This is a genomic window from Planococcus sp. SSTMD024 (assembly GCF_041320495.1).
GTDB lineage: Bacteria > Bacillota > Bacilli > Bacillales_A > Planococcaceae > Planococcus.
On sequence record NZ_JBGGNS010000022.1, the window covers coordinates 732,510 to 748,831 of the forward strand.

General features: G+C 51.0%; 14 protein-coding genes. 13 read left to right on the top strand and 1 reads right to left on the bottom strand.

Going from position 1 to position 16,322, the window contains the following annotated elements:
* Position 1: 1 nt before the first annotated feature.
* The 7 genes from AB9R92_RS12455 (at position 2) to AB9R92_RS12485 (ending at position 9,818) form a co-directional block, all read left to right on the top strand.
* Positions 2-1,138, top strand: coding sequence for an acyl-CoA dehydrogenase (locus tag AB9R92_RS12455; protein WP_370669754.1), 1,137 nt, complete (start codon positions 2-4; stop codon positions 1,136-1,138).
* Between the two features lie 17 nt (positions 1,139-1,155).
* Positions 1,156-2,295, top strand: coding sequence for an acyl-CoA dehydrogenase (locus AB9R92_RS12460; RefSeq protein ID WP_370669755.1), 1,140 nt, complete (start codon positions 1,156-1,158; stop codon positions 2,293-2,295).
* 15 nt (positions 2,296-2,310) lie between these two features.
* Complete coding sequence (locus tag AB9R92_RS12465; RefSeq protein ID WP_370669756.1) at positions 2,311-2,952, top strand: TetR/AcrR family transcriptional regulator; 642 nt, start codon at positions 2,311-2,313, stop codon at positions 2,950-2,952.
* A 5-nt stretch (positions 2,953-2,957) separates the two neighbouring features.
* Positions 2,958-6,209, top strand: coding sequence for a fused isobutyryl-CoA mutase/GTPase IcmF (icmF, locus tag AB9R92_RS12470; RefSeq protein WP_370669757.1), 3,252 nt, complete (start codon positions 2,958-2,960; stop codon positions 6,207-6,209).
* 894 nt (positions 6,210-7,103) lie between these two features.
* Positions 7,104-7,277, top strand: coding sequence for a hypothetical protein (locus AB9R92_RS12475; RefSeq protein ID WP_370669758.1), 174 nt, complete (start codon positions 7,104-7,106; stop codon positions 7,275-7,277).
* A 61-nt stretch (positions 7,278-7,338) separates the two neighbouring features.
* A complete protein-coding gene (rpoE, locus tag AB9R92_RS12480; RefSeq protein WP_370669759.1) occupies positions 7,339-7,941 on the top strand; it encodes a DNA-directed RNA polymerase subunit delta in 603 nt (200 codons plus the stop codon).
* Positions 7,942-8,219: 278 nt separating this feature from the next.
* Positions 8,220-9,818, top strand: coding sequence for a CTP synthase (locus AB9R92_RS12485; protein WP_370669760.1), 1,599 nt, complete (start codon positions 8,220-8,222; stop codon positions 9,816-9,818).
* Positions 9,819-9,910: 92 nt separating this feature from the next.
* Here AB9R92_RS12485 and AB9R92_RS12490 read toward each other — a convergent pair whose 3' ends face one another.
* Positions 9,911-10,396 carry a DUF2529 family protein gene (locus AB9R92_RS12490; protein ID WP_370669761.1) on the bottom strand — a complete coding sequence of 162 codons (486 nt, stop codon included), beginning with the start codon at positions 10,394-10,396 and terminating at the stop codon, positions 9,911-9,913.
* A gap of 69 nt (positions 10,397-10,465) precedes the next feature.
* Here AB9R92_RS12490 and AB9R92_RS12495 point away from each other — a divergent pair, with 69 nt between their 5' ends.
* The 6 genes from AB9R92_RS12495 to rho all read left to right on the top strand — a co-directional run bounded on the left by AB9R92_RS12495 (position 10,466) and on the right by rho (position 16,248).
* Positions 10,466-10,825, top strand: a complete 360-nt coding sequence (locus tag AB9R92_RS12495; RefSeq protein WP_370669762.1) for a response regulator — start codon at positions 10,466-10,468, stop codon at positions 10,823-10,825.
* A gap of 87 nt (positions 10,826-10,912) precedes the next feature.
* Positions 10,913-11,776 carry a class II fructose-bisphosphate aldolase gene (locus tag AB9R92_RS12500; RefSeq protein WP_370669763.1) on the top strand — a complete coding sequence of 288 codons (864 nt, stop codon included), beginning with the start codon at positions 10,913-10,915 and terminating at the stop codon, positions 11,774-11,776.
* Between the two features lie 57 nt (positions 11,777-11,833).
* Complete coding sequence (gene fsa, locus AB9R92_RS12505) at positions 11,834-12,484, top strand: fructose-6-phosphate aldolase (RefSeq protein WP_370669764.1); 651 nt, start codon at positions 11,834-11,836, stop codon at positions 12,482-12,484.
* Between the two features lie 26 nt (positions 12,485-12,510).
* A complete protein-coding gene (locus tag AB9R92_RS12510; RefSeq protein ID WP_370669765.1) occupies positions 12,511-13,809 on the top strand; it encodes a UDP-N-acetylglucosamine 1-carboxyvinyltransferase in 1,299 nt (432 codons plus the stop codon).
* 73 nt (positions 13,810-13,882) lie between these two features.
* Positions 13,883-14,848, top strand: coding sequence for a class II fructose-bisphosphatase (gene glpX / locus AB9R92_RS12515; RefSeq protein WP_370669766.1), 966 nt, complete (start codon positions 13,883-13,885; stop codon positions 14,846-14,848).
* A 116-nt stretch (positions 14,849-14,964) separates the two neighbouring features.
* On the top strand, positions 14,965-16,248 hold the full coding sequence (rho, locus tag AB9R92_RS12520; RefSeq protein WP_370669767.1) for a transcription termination factor Rho: 1,284 nt from the start codon (positions 14,965-14,967) through the stop codon (positions 16,246-16,248).
* Positions 16,249-16,322 lie beyond the last annotated feature (74 nt).

Below are 16,322 nucleotides of genomic sequence, written 5' to 3' on the forward strand. Positions count from 1 at the left end.
AATGGACCTGCATTTTACAGATGAACAATTAATGATGCGCAATATGGTGCGCGATTTTGCAAAAGAAGAAATCATGCCTTTTATCGAACGCATGGAAGAAGGCGAATTCCCGACGGACATCATCAAGAAAATGGGCGGGCTCGGATTGATGGGCATCACCGCACCTGAAAAATACGGCGGTTCGGAAATGGATTTCACTTCTTACATCACGGCCATACATGAACTGTCCAAAGCGAGCGGCGTCATAGGCGTCATTCTGTCGGTTCATACATCGGTCGGCACAAACCCGATCATCAACTTCGGGACAGAACAGCAAATCGCAAAATACGTGCCGAAACTGGCGACGGGCGAATATTTGGGCGCTTTCTGTTTGACGGAGCCATCTGCCGGATCTGATGCCGCAGCGCTGAAAACGCGTGCTGTAAAAAAAGACGGCCAGTATATCTTGAACGGTTCGAAAGTCTATATCACCAATGGTGGCGAAGCCGATACATACATCGTGTTCGCATCGACCAATCCGGAAGCAGGCCCTCGCGGAATTTCCGCCTTTATCGTGGAAAAAGATTTCCCCGGGTTTGTGGTCGGGAAAGATGAAAGAAAAATGGGGCTTCACGGTTCACGGACCGTGCAATTGACCTTCGAGAACATGGAAGTACCGGCTGAAAACCTGCTCGGCGAAGAAGGCAAAGGCTTTTCGATCGCCATGGCGAACTTGAACGCCGGACGCATCGGCATCGCAGCGCAAGCTTTAGGCATTGCAGAAGCTGCCTATGATTACGCAGTAGCTTATGCAAAAGAGCGCGAACAATTCGGCAAACCGATCGCCCAGCAGCAAGGCATCGGATTCAAACTGGCCGATATGGCGACTCAAGTCGAAGCCGCTAAACTTTTGGTTTACAATGCAGCGGATATGTACGCAAAAGGAATCGAGTGCAATAAGGAATCGTCGATGGCGAAGCTGTTCGCTTCAAAAGCGGCGATGGACATCACGACCGAAGCCATCCAAGTTTACGGCGGCTATGGCTACACGAAAGATTACCCGGTCGAACGCTTGTTCCGCGACGCCAAAGTCACGGAAATTTACGAAGGCACGAGTGAAATCCAGCGCATCGTCATCAGCAAACAACTACTAAAATAATTGGGGGAAATGACACAATGAACTTTCAACTATCCGAAGAACATAAAATGATCCGTAAAATGGTCCGCGACTTCGCGAAAAACGAAGTGGCGCCGACAGCAGAACAGCGCGACGAAGAAGAAAGCTTCGATATGAAAATTTTCCATCAAATGGCGGAACTCGGCCTGACAGGCATTCCGTGGCCAGAAGAGTACGGCGGCATCGGTTCAGACTACTTGGCTTACTGCATCGCGGTTGAAGAGTTGTCCCGCGTCGACGGGTCGGTCGGCGTTATCTTGTCCGCCCACACCTCACTTGCCGGATGGCCGGTCTATACATTCGGAACCGAAGAGCAAAAGCAGAAATACTTGCGCCCGATGGCTGAAGGCACAAAAGTCGGCGCTTACGGACTCACTGAACCATCTGCAGGGTCAGATGCAGGAAGCATGAAAACCAGCGCAAAAGAAGACGGCGACCATTACATTTTGAACGGGTCGAAAATCTTCATTACAAACGGCGGCATTGCCGATATCTATGTCGTTTTCGCTGTGACAGACCCAGACTCGAAGCATAAAGGCACGACAGCCTTCATCGTCGAGAAAGATTTCGAAGGCTTCTCAGTCGGCAAGAAAGAGAAAAAACTTGGGATCCGCTCAAGCCCGACGACTGAAATCATCTTCGACAATTGCCGCGTACCGAAAGAAAACGTTCTTGGGGAACTGGGCCAAGGCTTTAAGATCGCTATGCAGACGCTTGACGGCGGACGCAACGGCATCGCAGCACAAGCTGTCGGCATCGCACAAGGCGCGATGGACGCAGCAGTCGACTACGCAAAAGAGCGCGAACAATTCGGCAAGCCGATCGCAGCGAACCAAGGGATTTCCTTCAAGCTTGCGGACATGGCGACGTCGATCGAAGCGTCACGCCTGTTGACGTACCAGGCGGCATGGCTCGAGTCGAACAAATTGTCCTACAGCAAAGAATCCGCCATGGCGAAGTTGATGGCTGGCGATACAGCGATGAAAGTGACGACAGAAGCGGTTCAAGTTTTCGGTGGCTATGGCTATACGAAAGACTACCCGGTTGAGCGTTTCATGCGCGATGCGAAAATCACGCAAATCTACGAAGGCACACAGGAAGTCCAGCGTTTGGTCATTTCCCGTATGGTCACGAAATAAACGGAGGGTCGGCCCATGACGAAAAAGCGTGAAATTCAGTCCTCCGTGAAAGACGAAAGCCTGATTGAAAAGCGCCGTGAACAGATGATCCGCGGCGCTGTCACGCTTTTTAAGGAAAAGGGCTTTCACCGGACGACGACGAGAGAAATTGCAAAAGCAGCCGGCTTCAGCATCGGCACATTGTATGAATACATCCGCACGAAAGAAGACGTGCTTTATCTTGTGTGCGACTCAATTTACGACGAAGTCAACGCCCGGCTCGACCGGCTGGATTTGGAGGAAGGATCGCTTGAGACACTAGTGAAAGCACTCGAGCAATACTATACATTGATCGACGATATGCAAGACGAATTCGTCGTCATGTACCAGGAATCCAAATCCTTGCCGAAAGACGCGCTGCGTTACGTACTGAACAAAGAACTCGAAATGACGGCTTTGTTCGAACGGCTTCTATCGAAATGCGCCGCGTCAGGGCAATTGTCCCTGTCGCAAAAAGAAATCGTCCTGGCTTCCCATCATTTGTTCGTGCAAGGGCAAATGTGGGCGTTCAGGCGCTGGGCGCTGGATGAGTACACCATTGGGGAATTTATCGAAATGCAAACGAAGTTTCTGCTGCAGGGGATGGCAGGGGAAAAAATCACCATACAGGGGGCTTGACCATAATGGCTACTATACAAGAAAACACCACTTATCAGCCAAAGCACCATATCCGGTTTGTCACGGCATCGAGTCTGTTCGATGGCCACGACGCATCGATCAATATCATGCGCCGGATTTTGCAGGCAAATGGCGTCGAAGTAATCCACCTCGGCCATAACCGTTCGGTTGAAGAAGTCGTCAATGCGGCGATCCAGGAAGACGTCCAAGGGATTGCCATTTCTTCTTACCAAGGCGGCCACGTGGAATATTTCAAATACATGCATGATTTGCTCCAAGAACGCGGAGCAGGGCATATCCATATTTACGGAGGCGGCGGCGGAGTCATTTTGCCGCGTGAAATCCGTGAACTCGAAGATTACGGCATCGCCGGCATCTTCTCTCCAGAAGACGGCCGCAAGAAGGGCTTGCAGGGCATGATTGCGGAAATCGTTGAGGAATGCGATTTTTCCACAGCAAAAGAAGACGTTTCCTTAGAGAATTTGACTGCTGAAAACCCGGTAGCGCTTGCCAACGTCATCACAACGGCAGAAGAAGCGCACACACGAAATCTCGATACCGGCGACTTGATGAAAGCGGTCCGCGAAAAAACGAAAAACACGCCGGTTCTTGGGATTACCGGAACGGGCGGAGCCGGCAAAAGCTCCTTGACGGATGAATTGATCCGCCGCTTCCTCACTGAACTTCCGGACAAGAAAATCGCCATCCTGTCGATCGACCCAACGAAACAAAAAACGGGCGGGGCGCTGCTTGGCGACCGCATCCGCATGAACGCCATTTTCAATAAACGCGTATTCATGAGAAGCCTCGCTACGCGCGGGTCCAGAACAGAATTGTCGGCAGCGATCGGCGATGTCCTCGATGTCGTGAAAGCGGCAGGATTCGATCTAATCGTTGTGGAAACGAGCGGCATCGGGCAAGGCGATGCTGAAATCGCCGGTATTTCCGATGTGTCGATGTATGTCATGACGAGTGAATTCGGTGCGCCGACACAGCTTGAAAAAATCGACATGATCGATTACGCCGATTTGATTGTCATCAATAAATTCGAACGCAAAGGATCGGAAGATGCATTGCGCCAAGTTCAAAAACAATACCAGCGCAGCCATCTGCTCTGGGAGAACGACCTTGACGACATGCCGGTTTACGGGACGATCGCAAGCCAGTTCAACGACAAAGGCACCAATGCCTTGTTCGCTGCACTCGTCGCGACTGTCAATAAGAAATGCGGCATGGACTGGGAAACGAGCTATGAAGCATTTGCCAAAACGCAAAAAGAAAACCTCATCATCCCGAATGACCGCCGCTATTATTTGCGTGAAATCACGGATGCGGTCCGCGGCTACCATGCGAGAAGCGCAGAGCAGGCCGGATTTGCGCGCCGTTTGTTCCAGCTCGAAGGCGCAATCGAAGAAGTCCAAAAAAATGCGCCAGACGATGCACTCGTCCAGTCCTTGGAATCACTCGCACAAGGCGTGCGTGATGAGTTGACGGCTGAATCGAAACGCATTCTCGATAACTGGAATTCCCTTCAGGAAGATTACGCAGGCGATGAGTTGGTCACAAAAGTCCGCGACAAGGAACTTCGCACATTGCTGCGCACAGAAAGTTTGTCCGGCATCAAAGTGCCAAGAGTCGCATTGCCGAAATTCAAGGATTACGGGGAAATCTTGCGCTGGGTCTATGCCGAAAACGTGCCGGGTTCATTCCCGTATACGGCAGGCGTGTTCCCATTCAAACGCGCAGGTGAAGACCCAAAACGCCAGTTTGCAGGAGAAGGCACGCCGGAACGCACAAATAGAAGGTTCCATTATTTGTCAAAAGGTGACGACGCGAAACGCCTGTCCACTGCATTCGACTCGGTAACATTGTACGGGGAAGACCCAGACCACCGTCCGGATATCTACGGGAAGGTCGGCGAATCGGGCGTTTCCATCTGCACACTGGAAGATATGAAGAAACTGTATGACGGATTTGACTTGTGTGCGCCGTCGACTTCCGTTTCGATGACGATCAACGGCCCGGCGCCGATCATTTTGGCAATGTTCATGAACACGGCCATCGACCAGCAAGTGAAAAAACGTGAAGAAGAGCTCGGCCGCACATTGACGGTCGAAGAATTCACCGAAGTGCGTGAAGGCACTTTGCAAGTCGTGCGCGGAACGGTTCAAGCGGATATCCTGAAAGAAGACCAAGGGCAGAACACATGCATCTTCTCGACGGAATTCGCGCTGCGCATGATGGGCGATATCCAGCAATACTTTATCGACCACAAAGTGCGCAATTACTACTCGGTATCGATTTCGGGATACCATATCGCGGAAGCGGGCGCGAACCCGATTTCACAATTGGCGTTCACTTTGTCGAACGGCTTCACTTACGTCGAGTATTATTTGAGCCGCGGCATGAACATCGATGATTTCGCGCCGAACTTGTCGTTCTTCTTCTCGAACGGTTTGGACCCGGAATACACGGTCATCGGGCGCGTCGCACGCCGCATTTGGGCAATCGTCATGCGCGATAAATACGGCGCGAACGAACGCAGCCAGAAACTGAAATACCACGTCCAAACGTCCGGCCGCAGCCTCCACGCACAGGAGATCGACTTTAACGATATCCGTACGACTCTGCAGGCATTGATGGCGCTTCAGGACAACTGCAACTCGCTCCACACGAACGCATACGATGAAGCGATCACGACGCCGACAGAAGAATCGGTGCGCCGCGCGATGGCCATCCAGATGATCATCACGAAAGAGCATGGATTGTCGAAAAACGAAAACCCGCTGCAAGGTGCATTCGTTGTGGAAGAGTTGACGCAATTGGTAGAAGAAGCCGTCATGACGGAATTCGACCGCATCAACGACCGCGGCGGCGTTCTTGGCGCGATGGAGACGCAATACCAGCGCGGCAAAATCCAGGAAGAGTCCATGCATTACGAAATGAAGAAGCATACCGGCGAATTGCCGATCATCGGGGTCAACACTTATTTGAACCCGAACCCGCAATCGGACGATGACATCAACGCGATGGAAATCGCCCGTGCCACGAAAGAAGAAAAAGAAACGCAAATTAACAATTTGCGCGCGTTCCAGGAACGCAATCCTTCAGACGAGGCGTTGCAGCGCTTGAAGAAAGTGGCGAAAGAAGGCGGCAATATCTTCGAGGAACTGATGGAGACCGTCAAAGTTGCAAGCCTTGGCCAGATCACTTCAGCTCTTTACGAAGTAGGCGGCCAGTATCGCAGAAATATGTAAGCTCTATCCCCTTGCCTGGAAACAGGTGAGGGGATTTTTTTGTGATGCTTTAGCGCAAATAGTCATCCATTAATTCTACTGAAGGCGACTGCTTAATTGGACTTGATAGCGAGATGTGTCGATCGCTGTTTGTTTCATCTTTAAATAGCCGCCTCCCGCTTGGGGCATGCCTCCCGCAATAAGCCAAGAAAGACACTTGCCTCATTGCTTCGGCTCACCCTTGTGCGCGGTTCGGCTGATAGATTTCACTATACTTTGCATGCGAGGAAGTGTCGCTGTTAATTGTCTTCATCCGCTGGTGGCGACGCTTAGTTGGACTTGATAGCGAGATGTGTCGATCGTTGTTCATTTCATCATTAAATCACCGCCTCCCGCTTGGGGCTGGCCTCCCGCAATGAGCCGAGAAGAACGTTCGTCTCATTGCTCCGGCTCGCCCGTTTACGCGGTTCGGCTTTTAGATTTCATTGGATGTTGCATGCGAGGACGCGTCTTTTTTTATTGTATTCGCCTGCTGGTGAAGACGCCTAGTTAGAGTTGATAGCGGAAAAGATGGTTCACTAGTTATTCTTTATGCAATTACAAAGCTGTCCGAAACTGTTCATTCTAATTTCAATGACAGATGAATTCCATTTCCACTCTACATATAGAGATGTAGCGGAAAGGGGCCGACGCCCGAGGGACCGCGCGGGCTGGCGAGACAAACGTGCACAGCACGTTGGCTCAACACCCGCCCCTCGGCAAGCGTGCCCCTTGTAGCGAAATCTCCTCCACCATTCCACTGCTCGACATATTTCATTCATCACAATAGCAACAAATGGAATCATCCGGCACTTCGGTCGATTTGGCGATGCAAGTCCGGTATAATGGAAGAAGTTGAAACTCTAAGGAAAAGAGATGGATGACACCATGCCCAAAGCTGCCCATTACGCCATCATCATTGCAGCGGTCGTGTTGCTTGTTGTACTGTACAATAGAGCGCTCGGCTCAATACCGTTTTTAATCCTGTCCGCCTACTTTTTCTACTTCGGGTGGGACCAGCTTATGCGCAGAAAAAAGAAATCCCGGTAGCGGACAGCAAGGACTTTGTATATAATGGATAGAGTTACGATACAAGAAGGGACGTGCACGAATGAACATCCGTGAATTAACGAAAGAAGAATTGCTAGAAGAGTCGTTCGTCGACTTAACATATGCCATTTTGGAAGAAACCAAAGAAACGAAAACCTTTTTAGAGCTTGTTGCGGAATTGCAACGATTGATCGGGCTTTCCGAAGAAGAGATGAAGTCTCATCTTGCGCAGTATTACACTGACATGAACATTGATGGCCGCTTCTTGATCCTTGGCGAAAACCGCTGGGGCCTTCGCGAATGGTATCCGGTTGAGCAGATTGAAGAAGAATCTGCACCGACGGTCAAAGCACGCAAGAAGAAGAAATCGAAATCAACGGATGATGACTTCGACGATATGGATCTCGAGTTGGAAGATGAACTGGACTTCGAAGATTTCGGCGAAGACGATGGCGATGTTTCTTCAGATGATGACGACGATGACGATGATGACGAAGTGGCTGTCAAAGCACCGGTCGTTGATCTGGATTTCGATTCGACAGATGATGATGACGATGTCGACGAAGTGGAAGATGTCGGCGTGCTCGTAGAAGACCTCGATGGCAACATCATCGACGAAGAGGAAGATGACGAAGAGGAAGATGAAGAGGATGGGCTGAAGTAGTCTGAACTTTTTTTCACCTTGACGGAAACAGCTGTACAGGATAAGATTTTACTGGGCTCCTTAAAATAGGAGAGATGATTCGTATAGCTAACGCGCTCCCCCTGCACGCTTTGCAGGAGGGGCGCTTTTTATTTTTTTTAGTGCTGCCGACCTGGCGGCAAAGACCCGTGCCATCCGCTTTAATGGATGGCCGAAGCTTTTTCTTGCTGAACACGATTCGGGACTGCAAGTTGTAGAACAATCACATTTTATTTCATTACTCGAGGAGGAAACAGAGCATGACAAAGTATATATTCGTAACAGGTGGAGTGGTTTCATCGTTAGGAAAAGGAATCACAGCCGCTTCTCTTGGCCGCTTGCTGAAAAACCGCGGACTTAGCGTCACAATCCAAAAATTCGACCCATACATCAATATTGACCCGGGTACGATGAGCCCTTACCAGCACGGCGAAGTGTTCGTTACCGATGACGGTGCGGAAACGGATTTGGACTTGGGCCATTATGAGCGCTTCATCGACATTAACTTGAACAAGTATTCGAACGTGACGACGGGGAAAGTCTACTCGACGGTCATCCAAAAAGAACGCCGCGGCGATTATTTGGGCGGAACGGTTCAAGTTATCCCGCACATCACAAATGAAATCAAAGACCGCCTGCTGCGTGCAGCGAAAACAGCTCAAGCGGATGTTGTCATCACGGAAATCGGCGGAACGGTCGGCGATATCGAATCGCTGCCATTCCTAGAAGCGATCCGCCAAATGCGTTCGGACCTCGGCCGCGAAGAAGTTATGTACATCCACTGTACATTGATTCCTTATCTCGGCGCTGCAAAAGAAATGAAAACAAAACCGACGCAGCACAGCGTAAAAGAATTGCGCAGCCTCGGCATCCAGCCAAACTTGATCGTCGTGCGCACGGAATATCCAGTGCCTCAGGACATGAAAGATAAAATCGCGTTGTTCTGCGATATCAAATCCGAAGAAGTCATCGAATCCCGCGACGTCGACGTCATTTATGAAATGCCGCTTCGTTTGCAGGAGCAGCACATGGACCAAATCGTCCTGGATCATTTCGGCATCGAAGCACCAGAAGCTGACATGACCGAATGGAACGAACTCGTCGAGAAAGTGAAATCCTTGAAGAAATCCGTGAAGATCGGCCTTGTCGGCAAATACGTGGAACTTCAGGATGCTTATATTTCTGTTGTGGAATCATTAAAGCACGCCGGCTTCGCATTCGATTCAGATATTGAAGTCGACTGGATCAACGCAGAGCACGTCAACGCAGAAAACGTAGCGGAAACGCTCAAGGATTGCGACGGGATCTTAGTGCCGGGCGGGTTCGGCGATCGTGGCGTGGAAGGTAAAGTCCTTGCGACGCAATACGCGCGCGAAAACCAAGTGCCGTTCTTCGGCATCTGCCTCGGCATGCAACTTGCTTCTGTAGAGTTCGCACGCAACATCATGAACTTGGACGGCGCACATTCTTCTGAACTTGACCCGAAAACTTTGTACCCGGTCATCGACTTGCTGCCGGAGCAAAAAGACATCGAAGATTTGGGCGGCACATTGCGCCTTGGCTTGTACCCAGCGAAGCTCGATAAGACTTCGAAAGCGTATGAAGCATACGGGGAAGAACTCGTTTACGAAAGACACCGCCATCGTTACGAGTTCAACAATGAATACCGCGAGCAGTTCGAAAAAGCTGGCTTCAAATTCACAGGCACAAGCCCGGATGGCCGCCTTGTTGAAATCATCGAAGTCGCTGACCATCCTTGGTTCGTCGCTTGCCAGTTCCACCCGGAATTCATCTCGCGCCCGAACCGTCCGCAGCCATTGTTCCGCGAGTTCGTTCGCGCCTCTTTGGACAACCAGTAATCAACTTGTGAAAAGCCGCTTCATTTCCTGGAAGGCAGGCATCGATCAGATGAAAAAGCCTTCCCCATTAGGGAAGGCTTTTTTGTGGCTTTTCAATCCGAGAGCATTTCATCAATTGTTAACTTAACCGCATGGTAGACATACAAAGCGCCGAGCCCGTGGGGAATCATGATGCGCCCGCCGTCTTCGTCCGGCAGCAAGCCCTTGTCGATGTTCATGGAGAGAAAGGCATCCGCCGTTTCGTTGCCATGGCTTTCCGCTGTCAGCATCGCAAACGGGATGGCGCGTCCGCCCAATTCCTGGGCCAAGGAATCGCCTTCGTCTTTGCGGGCTAGGATCCACACCCGGTCAGCAGTAGACAGTTCAGCAGATGGATCATAGCGAACCGCCGACTCAAGGGTTTCTGGACCGTTCAAAGCGGCGGCAGCGACAGCCTCGAGTTCGCCGAAAGCCGCCAGATGGATGCGCCCTTCGCCGATGACGGCTTGCGCGAGAAGACGTGCCGTATCTTCGATCGCTTCCTCTTCTTTGCCGATGCGCTGGAACAGGCCGGTCAATTGTGTCGTCAATATTTTCAAATGGGTTCACCTCAAATCGAGTATAGCAGATGGGCTGCTCTTCGAAAAAGGTGGGAAGGAGTGGCTGATGTGAAAAGGATTCTAATAGTAGATGATCAACAAGGCATCCGCCTGTTATTGAAAGAAGTATTCGAGAGGGAAGGGTACGAGACCTTGATTGCGGGCAGCGGAAAAGAAGCGTTGGAACTCACTGAAAACACATGTCCCGACATGATGCTGATGGACATGAAGATGCCGGGGATGGACGGCATTGAACTATTGAAACGGCTGAAGAGCCGCAAGCACGATTGTAAAGTGATCATGATGACAGCTTACGGAGAAATGGGGGTTATCGAAGAGTCGATGAATTGGGGCGTCATGCGTTATTTCACCAAACCCTTCGATGTTTTTGAACTGCGCGATGCCGTTCGCGAGCTGATTGACGATTAAACAGGCACCGAGTGGCGAAACAGCGCCATTTTTGATATAGTGAAAAAGATATTGGGCTTGTGCCTACGCTGAGGAGGAAGAATTGTAATGCCATTGGTTTCGATGAAAGATATGATGATAAAAGGTAAGAAGGAAGGTTATGCCATCGGGCAATTTAACCTGAACAACCTGGAATTTACGCAAGCGATCCTGCAAGCGGCGGAGGAAGAAAAATCCCCGGTCATCTGCGGCGTCTCAGAAGGTGCAGCACGCTATATGGGCGGATTCACGACTGTTGTACATATGGTGAAAGGCCTGATGCATGATTACAATATTACAGTTCCGGTCGCTATCCATCTAGATCATGGTTCCAGTTTTGAAAAATGCAAAGAAGCAATCGATGCAGGTTTCACGTCAGTGATGATCGATGCATCGCATCACCCATTCGAAGAAAACATTGAAATTACGCGCAAAGTGGTTGAATACGCTCACGCTAAAGGCGTTTCCGTGGAAGCGGAACTGGGCATAGTCGGCGGCCAGGAAGATGACGTCATCGCAGAAGGCGTCATCTATGCTGACCCGAAAGAATGCCAAGCACTTGTCGAGCAGACAGGCATCGATTGCCTGGCGCCAGCGCTCGGCTCGGTCCACGGGCCATATAAAGGCGAACCGAACCTCGGATTCGCTGAAATGGAAGAAATCTCACAGCTTTGCGACGTGCCGCTTGTCTTGCACGGCGGAACGGGCATTCCGGTGAAAGATATCAAACGTGCTGTATCCCTCGGCACATCAAAGATCAACGTCAACACGGAAAGCCAAATTGCCGCATCGAAAGCAATCCGCGAAAAATTGGCCTCTGATCCAGACGTCTACGATCCACGTAAATACTTGACGCCGGCACGCGATGCCATTAAAGCGACCGTTATCGGCAAAATGCGCGATTTCGGAAGTTCACAACAAGCAAATTCATAAAAACATGGGAAGAGAGGCGAATCCGTCTCTTTTTCCACATACAGGAGGAAACCATACATGAAATTTTTCATTGATACAGCAAACTTCGACGAAATTAAAGAAGCACATTCCTGGGGCATTCTCTCAGGCGTCACAACGAACCCATCGCTTGTGGCAAAAGAGAAAGATGTCTCGTTCCACGACCGCTTGAAAGAAATCGCCGACCTTGTCGACGGGTCGATCAGCGGAGAAGTCATCGCACTGGATTCAGAAGGCATGATCAAAGAAGGCCGTGAACTAGCTGACTTGGCGCCAAACATCACAGTGAAGTTGCCGATGACACCAGAAGGCTTGAAAGCATGTGCGGTTCTTGCCGGCGAAGGCAAAAAAGTCAATGTTACATTGATCTTCAGCGCCAACCAAGCGCTTCTGGCAGCACGTGCTGGAGCAGCTTACGTTTCCCCATTCCTTGGACGCCTTGATGATATCGGGCACAACGGCATGGATTTGATTGCGCAGATTGCTGAGATTTTCGCAATCCACGACATCGATTCAGAAATCATTGCCGCTTCGATCCGCCATCCGCAGCACGTGACGGAAGCGGCGCTTAACGGCGCGCATATCGGCACAATGCCGATGAAAGTGCTTGAAATGATGTTCAAGCATCCGTTGACGGATAAAGGCATCGAAGCATTCCTATCCGATTGGGAAACCCGCTCTGTGAAATAAGGCTGACAGGGAAAAGGAGAAATACAATGGACGTTTATAAAATAAAAGGCGGCAACCGCCTATCCGGAACAATTAAAGTCAACGGCGCTAAAAACAGCGCCGTGGCACTGATTCCGGCTTCGATTTTGGCGAATTCGCCGGTATCGATTGAAGGTTTGCCGGAAATTTCCGATGTTTGGACATTGAAAAGTATTTTGGAAGAAATTGGAGGTTCCGTTACGTTCGAAGATGGCGTCATGCAAATCGACCCGACTGAAATGGTCGACATGCCGCTGCCAAACGGCAACGTCAAGAAATTACGGGCTTCCTACTATATGATGGGCGCGATGCTAGGACGCTTCAAGCACGCTGCGATCGGCCTTCCGGGAGGCTGTTTCCTCGGGCCGCGCCCGATCGACCAACATATTAAAGGCTTCGAAGCGCTTGGTGCAAAAGTGACCAATGAGCACGGTGCGATTTATTTGCGTGCCGACGAACTGCGCGGTGCGAAAATCTACCTCGATGTCGTCAGCGTGGGTGCAACAATCAATATCATGCTCGCTGCCGTGCGCGCGAAAGGGCAGACGGTCATCGAGAACGCGGCGAAAGAGCCGGAAATCATCGACGTCGCGACGCTTTTGACCAATATGGGTGCGAAAATCAAAGGCGCCGGCACCAATGTCATCCGCATCGAAGGCGTGGATGAATTGCACGGCACCAACCATACAATCATTCCTGACCGCATCGAAGCGGGCACGTTCATGATCATGGCTGCCGCTGCGGGTGACGGCGTGACGATCGATAACGTCATTCCCTTCCATATGGAAGCCTTGACTGCGAAGCTCCGTGAAATGGGCGTCGAAGTTCAGGAAGATGAAGAATCGATCCATATCCCGAAAACCGAAAACTTGCAGCCGATTGACGTGAAAACTTTGGTCTATCCAGGGTTTGCGACCGATCTGCAGCAGCCGTTCTCGGTCTTGATGACGCAAGCGCATGGATCGTCGATGATCACCGATACCATTTATTCGGCGCGCTTCAAGCACATCGATGAGCTGCGCCGCATGAACGCGGTCGGGCGCGTCGAAGGGCGTGCCGCGATCATTACCGGGCCGACGCCGTTGAATGCGGCGACCGTTGTGGCATCTGACCTGCGTGCAGGCGCGGCACTTGTGATCGCCGGATTGCTTGCAGAAGGCGAAACGGAAGTGCGGGAGATCTATCACATCGAACGCGGCTACTCGAACATCATCGAAAAGCTGCGGGGCCTTGGCGCTGATATTCGCCGCGAAACGATCGACCCGGTGGCCAGCGGGAAGTCCGACCTCAGTTCTGACGTGAATTGACTCGCTAAAGGCGTTTAGATATATGCTACAATATAGATGGCATATACAAAGATTGAACGGAGGAAAATGAATTATGGAACGAAGTCTTTCGATGGAATTAGTGCGGATTACAGAAGCGGCAGCAATCGCCTCTTCAAAATGGATGGGCCGCGGCTTGAAAAATGAAGCGGACGATGCGGCAACGGAAGCGATGCGCACCGTATTTGATACGATTCCGATGCGCGGAACGGTCGTCATCGGCGAAGGCGAAATGGACGAAGCGCCGATGCTCTACATTGGTGAAGAGCTTGGTTCAGGAGACGGCCCTGAAGTGGACGTTGCAGTCGATCCGGTGGAAGGCACGAACATTGTCGCTGCCGGTGGCTGGAATGCGATTGCCGTATTGGCCATTGCAGACCGCGGAAATCTACTCAATGCACCGGATATGTACATGGACAAAATTGCGGTCGGCCCCGAGTCGGTTGGCAAAATTGACATCAATGCACCGGTCGTCGAGAATTTGCGTGCCGTTGCCAAAGCGAAAAACAAGGACATCGAAGACGTAGTTGCAACGATCCTTGACCGCCCGCGCCATGCACAGATCATAAAGGAAATCCGTGAAGCGGGAGCGCGTATCAAATTGATCAACGACGGCGATATTGCCGGCGCCATCAACACAGCGTTCGACCAAACGGGCGTCGACATCCTATTTGGTACAGGCGGAGCTCCGGAAGGGGTCATTTCTGCAGTCGGATTGAAATGCCTCGGTGGGGAATTTCAAGGCAAGCTCGTTCCCCAGGATGACGAGGAAAGACAGCGCTGCCTGGATATGGGCCTTGAAGTCGACAAAGTGTTGATGATGGATGACTTGGTCAAAGGCGACGATGCCATCTTTGCAGCGACAGGGATTACTGACGGAGAACTTCTTCGCGGCGTCCAGCTGAAAGGTTCTTTCGCAGAAAGCCATACCTTGGTCATGCGTGCGAAATCCGGCACGGTTCGTTTTGTCGAAGGGCGCCACAGCCTCAAGAAAAAACCGGATCTCGTCATGAAAGATTGATTTCCATACTCCAAACCCGAGTCCGGCTTTATGCCGGGCTCCTTCTTTAATGACTCCAGAACAAGAGAAATTCCCCAGAAATCTTGAAACTAATGATAAGTGTGGTGTCCAACTAGATGGCAACGATGACAATTTCCGCATTGGAAAATATGACGCTCAAAGAGCTTTATAACCTGGCAAAAGAATACAAGCTGAACAATTACAGCAAACTGACGAAAAAAGAATTGATTTTCGCCATTCTGAAAACCCGTGCGGAACAGGAAGGCTTCTTTTTCATGGAAGGCGTCCTTGAAATCATCCAATCGGAAGGATTCGGGTTTCTCCGCCCGATCAATTATTCCCCGAGTTCACAAGACATCTATATTTCTGCTTCCCAGATTCGCCGATTCGACCTGAGAAACGGTGATAAAGTATCCGGAAAAGTCCGCCCGCCAAAGGAAAACGAACGTTATTTCGGGCTGCTCCAAGTAGAGGCCGTCAACGGCGAAGACCCGGAAGTCGCAAAAGAACGTGTCCATTTCCCAGGCCTGACGCCGCTGTATCCGGATCGCCATATCCGCCTTGAAACCGGCCCTGAACATTTATCGACGCGCATCATGGATCTCGTATCCCCGGTCGGCTTCGGCCAGCGCGGCTTGATCGTCGCACCGCCAAAAGCCGGAAAGACGATGCTGTTGAAGGAAATCGCCAATGCCGTGACGACCAATCATCCGGAAGCGGAACTGATCGTGCTATTGATCGATGAGCGGCCGGAAGAAGTGACGGATATCGAACGCTCGGTCGACGCCGATGTGGTGTCTTCGACTTTCGATGAAGTTCCTGAAAACCACGTCAAAGTAGCCGAGCTGGTTCTCGAACGCGCCATGCGCCTTGTCGAACACAAGCGCGATGTCGTCATTTTGATGGATTCGATCACGCGACTTGCACGTGCTTATAATCTGGTCATCCCGCCAAGCGGACGCACCCTTTCCGGCGGGATTGACCCTGCCGCATTCCATCGCCCGAAACGCTTTTTCGGGGCGGCGCGCAATATCGAAGAAGGCGGCAGCTTGACGATTCTTGCGACAGCACTTGTCGATACGGGATCGCGTATGGATGAAGTGATCTACGAAGAGTTCAAGGGGACTGGCAATATGGAACTGCACCTCGACCGCAGCTTGGCCGAACGCCGCATTTTCCCGGCGCTCGACATCCGCCGGTCGGGCACACGCAAGGAAGAATTGTTGATGGATCCGGCACAACTTGATAAACTATGGACAATCCGCAAAACGTTCTCGGATTCGCCGGACTTTACCGAACGCTTCATGAAAAAGCTCAGCCACTCAAAAACCAATGAAGAGTTTTTCGGACAATTGCCAAGAGACGGCAAGTCATCGCGCATTCCGCGAAAGACGATTTGATTGCTTGCAAAAGCCTATAAATTTTGATATGATTATAAAAGTGAAACAAAACAGTACTATTGCATATACGGCCT

What these genes read in the sequence shown, in the direction of transcription:
- AB9R92_RS12500 (WP_370669763.1), top strand. Translation starts at nt 10,913, where the DNA reads ATGCCATTGGTTTCGATGAAAGATATGATGATAAAAGGTAAGAAGGAA.
- AB9R92_RS12460 (WP_370669755.1), top strand. Translation starts at nt 1,156, where the DNA reads ATGAACTTTCAACTATCCGAAGAACATAAAATGATCCGTAAAATGGTC.
- AB9R92_RS12510 (WP_370669765.1), top strand. Translation starts at nt 12,511, where the DNA reads ATGGACGTTTATAAAATAAAAGGCGGCAACCGCCTATCCGGAACAATT.
- glpX (WP_370669766.1), top strand. Translation starts at nt 13,883, where the DNA reads ATGGAACGAAGTCTTTCGATGGAATTAGTGCGGATTACAGAAGCGGCA.
- AB9R92_RS12465 (WP_370669756.1), top strand. Translation starts at nt 2,311, where the DNA reads ATGACGAAAAAGCGTGAAATTCAGTCCTCCGTGAAAGACGAAAGCCTG.
- rpoE (WP_370669759.1), top strand. Translation starts at nt 7,339, where the DNA reads ATGAACATCCGTGAATTAACGAAAGAAGAATTGCTAGAAGAGTCGTTC.
- icmF (WP_370669757.1), top strand. Translation starts at nt 2,958, where the DNA reads ATGGCTACTATACAAGAAAACACCACTTATCAGCCAAAGCACCATATC.
- rho (WP_370669767.1), top strand. Translation starts at nt 14,965, where the DNA reads ATGGCAACGATGACAATTTCCGCATTGGAAAATATGACGCTCAAAGAG.
- AB9R92_RS12455 (WP_370669754.1), top strand. Translation starts at nt 2, where the DNA reads ATGGACCTGCATTTTACAGATGAACAATTAATGATGCGCAATATGGTG.
- AB9R92_RS12485 (WP_370669760.1), top strand. Translation starts at nt 8,220, where the DNA reads ATGACAAAGTATATATTCGTAACAGGTGGAGTGGTTTCATCGTTAGGA.
- fsa (WP_370669764.1), top strand. Translation starts at nt 11,834, where the DNA reads ATGAAATTTTTCATTGATACAGCAAACTTCGACGAAATTAAAGAAGCA.
- AB9R92_RS12475 (WP_370669758.1), top strand. Translation starts at nt 7,104, where the DNA reads ATGGATGACACCATGCCCAAAGCTGCCCATTACGCCATCATCATTGCA.